The organism is Leucobacter soli, assembly GCF_042659205.1.
Lineage (GTDB): Bacteria > Actinomycetota > Actinomycetes > Actinomycetales > Microbacteriaceae > Leucobacter > Leucobacter soli.
The window spans coordinates 1-2,789 of the sequence record NZ_JBHSRW010000273.1 but is presented as its reverse complement, the minus strand read 5'-3'; the positions used below and the strand labels follow the sequence as shown (position 1 = coordinate 2,789).

At 70.8% G+C, this 2,789-nt stretch carries 4 protein-coding genes; 3 read left to right on the top strand and 1 reads right to left on the bottom strand.

Features of this window, described 5'->3' with window-relative positions:
- Positions 1-48: 48 nt before the first annotated feature.
- The 3 genes from ACFPZL_RS12010 (at position 49) to ACFPZL_RS12000 (ending at position 2,519) form a co-directional block, all read left to right on the top strand.
- Positions 49-900 carry a sensor histidine kinase gene (locus ACFPZL_RS12010; protein ID WP_382335586.1) on the top strand — a complete coding sequence of 284 codons (852 nt, stop codon included), beginning with the start codon at positions 49-51 and terminating at the stop codon, positions 898-900.
- A 7-nt stretch (positions 901-907) separates the two neighbouring features.
- Positions 908-1,465 (top strand): response regulator transcription factor, encoded by a 558-nt coding sequence (locus tag ACFPZL_RS12005; protein ID WP_218113647.1) that lies wholly within the window; start codon positions 908-910, stop codon positions 1,463-1,465.
- 64 nt (positions 1,466-1,529) lie between these two features.
- Positions 1,530-2,519: a DMT family transporter gene (locus ACFPZL_RS12000; RefSeq protein ID WP_218113646.1), complete on the top strand. Its 990-nt coding sequence runs from the start codon at positions 1,530-1,532 to the stop codon at positions 2,517-2,519.
- A 1-nt stretch (position 2,520) separates the two neighbouring features.
- Here the strand turns inward: ACFPZL_RS12000 and ACFPZL_RS11995 are convergent.
- Positions 2,521-2,789, bottom strand: a 269-nt coding sequence (locus ACFPZL_RS11995; protein WP_382335583.1) for a DNA-3-methyladenine glycosylase, incomplete at its 5' end; no start/stop codon positions are given.

Sequence of the window (2,789 nt, the reverse complement as noted above, 5' to 3'; positions counted from 1 at the left end):
TCGCGCTCCTGGGCTGCCCGATCCGCGTTCCGAAGGGCCAGCCGGTCGATGTCTCCTCACCCGCCCGTATCGGCCGGCGGTGCGACGATCCTGCTCAGCCTCTTCGAGATGGGCCGTATCTCGTTCGACGTGCGCATCGGCGCCGCGCTGTTCGTCGCCGCCGCGCTCGGCGATGGCGCGAGATCCCGCCGCGAATACCTGGCCGCAGTCGAGGAGCGCGCCGAGCGCGCCGAGCGCACACGGGAGGCCGAGGCGCAGCGCCGGGTCTCGGACGAGCGGTTGAGGATCGCGCGAGAGCTGCACGACACGGTCGCGCATCAGCTCTCGGTGATCAACCTGCACGCCGGCGTGGCGTCGGGGCACATGTCGGCGCATCCCGTCCGTGCGGAGGAGGCGCTCGGCACGATCCGCAGCGCGGCCCGCGAGGCGTTGACCGAGATCGGCGACCTGCTGCGCTACCTGCGAGACGCCGGGAACACGGGTGCGGCGCCGCCTCGGCAGGGCCTCGACGGGCTCGACGCGCTGCTCGGCCGGATGCGCGACGCCGGTCTGGACATCTCGGTGGAGGTGCACGGAAACCTCGATCGGGTCGGCGGCGCCACCGGAAGCGCCGCCTATCGGGTGGTGCAGGAAGCGCTGACGAACGCGCACAAGCACGGCAGCGGCGGGAGCGCGGCCCTGCGGCTCGCGGTCGAGCCCGACGACATCCTGGTGCGCGTTACGAATCTCGTGGCGGATACCGGCATCGCCGGTGATCCGGCGCCGAGCGCCTGGCTCGGCCTGACCGGCATCCGCGAACGAGTCGCCGTGCTGCAGGGCACGGTCTCGGCCGGTCGTTCCGGCTCCGAGTACGTGCTCGAAGTGCACCTGCCGATCCGGCAGGCCGCGGAGGAGGAATGATCGCCCCATGACCACGGTCCTCATCGTCGACGACCAGGCGCTCATCCGGCAGGCCGTCTCCGACATCCTCGCCACCCACGAGGGGATATCCGTGGTCGGTCAGGCCGCCGACGGGGCCGCGGCGATCGAGCTCGCCGCGAGGCTGCGACCAGACATCGTGCTGATGGACATCCGTATGCCCGGGATCGACGGGATCCGCGCCACTGCGGAGATATGCGCCGATCCGGAGCTGACGGGCACACGGGTCCTCGTGCTGACCACCTTCGAGGAGGACGACGTCGTCGTCGCGGCGCTGCGGGCGGGCGCGAGCGGGTTCATCGGCAAGGGCGCCGAACCCGAGGAGATCGCGCGCGCCGTCCAGGCCGTGCACGCGGGGGAGGCGCTGCTCTCGCCGATGGCGACCCGCGGGCTCATCACCCGCTACGTGCTCGCCGAGGATCTCTTCATCTCGCCGCACACGGCCAAGACGCACGTCAACCGGATCATGGGCAAGACGCACGCGCACGATCGCGCCCAGCTCGTGATCCTCGCCTACGAGTGCGGGCTGCTCGCTCCGGGCGAGTGAACGAAACTCGAACACCCCCGGGGTGAGGCGGTCCGCATCCGCCGCGAGCAGGTAGCGTTGGAGGGTGATCCCGATCCTGCTCGCCGCAGCGCCCTCGCCCTTCGAGGCGCTGGGAGAGGCGGTATCGCTCGACCCCAAGCAGTTCTGGGGCATTCCCGTCGCGCTCATCGGCGCCGTGTTCCTCGCGTTCGGTGCGCAGTACCAGTCGCGCGGGCTCAACAAGGTCGAGCGGATCGTGGGGCTGAGCGCCGGTTCCGGGCTGTCGCTCCGGCACGTCCTCAACATGCTCCGCCGCCCGTCCTGGGTCATCGGCACGCTGATGCTCGGCCTCGCCGTCGTGTTCCAGCTCGGCTCGCTCGCGCTCTCGCCGCTGATCGTGGTGCAACCGATCGGCGTGGTGGGGCTCGTGATCACCTCGGTCCTGAACTCCAGGCTCAGCGGGGTGCGGCTCGGGAAACGGGCGAAGACCTCGATCGCGATGTGCGTCGCCGGCATCGTCGTGTTCGTCACGATCGCGGCGTTCACCGCGGCCGACCGCCCGGTGACCGACCAGAAGCTCCTGACGATCCTGATCCTCTTCGGCGCGGTCTTCGCCGCCGCGATCGTCACCTTCCTGCTCGTGCGGCACCGGGCCATCGCCCTCATCTACATCGTCGGCGCCGGTGTGCTCTACGGCTTCGTCGCGACGTTCGCGAAGGCCGTGATCGGGCGTCTGCAGCAGGGCGAGTTCGAATGGCTCACCTGGGCCTGCGTCGCGGCTCTGCTGCTCGGCGCACTGGTCGGCATGGTGTTCGTGCAGAACGCGTACTCCTCGGGCCCTCCCGATCTGGTCGTCGCAGGGCTCACCGTGATCGACCCCCTCATCGCGGTACTGATCGGCATCGTCGTGCTGCACGAGGCCGCCGGGGCGCCGGTCTGGGCCGTCGTCAGCTTCATCGTTTCCGGCGCGATCGCCGTGGTCGGCGTGATCGGGCTGGCACGATTCCATCCGCAGACCGGCCAGTCCGTGCTCGACGGCGATCCGGACGCGGGCAAAGCACCGACGGTCGCCTGAGCTATCGGCCCGGCACGTTCCTGCCCGGCCGATAGGCCGAGACGGTCGGATCCCCGGCGATCCAGAACCGCCAGGGGAACGCCGGGCCGCCGAACTCGCCGCTGACGCCGACGCGCGGCCCGTGCGCGACGCTCGGGCTGGGAACGGCGGTCGGTGCATCGTTCGCCCCGGCGACGAACTCGAACGGTGCGGCGAAGAGATCGAGTCCGTCGTGCTCCGGACGGGTGATGCCGAGCGCGGTCGCAAGGTTCCCGGGTCCGCGGGCCAGCG

What these genes read in the sequence shown, in the direction of transcription:
- ACFPZL_RS12005 (WP_218113647.1), top strand. Translation starts at nt 908, where the DNA reads ATGACCACGGTCCTCATCGTCGACGACCAGGCGCTCATCCGGCAGGCC.
- ACFPZL_RS12010 (WP_382335586.1), top strand. Translation starts at nt 49, where the DNA reads ATGTCTCCTCACCCGCCCGTATCGGCCGGCGGTGCGACGATCCTGCTC.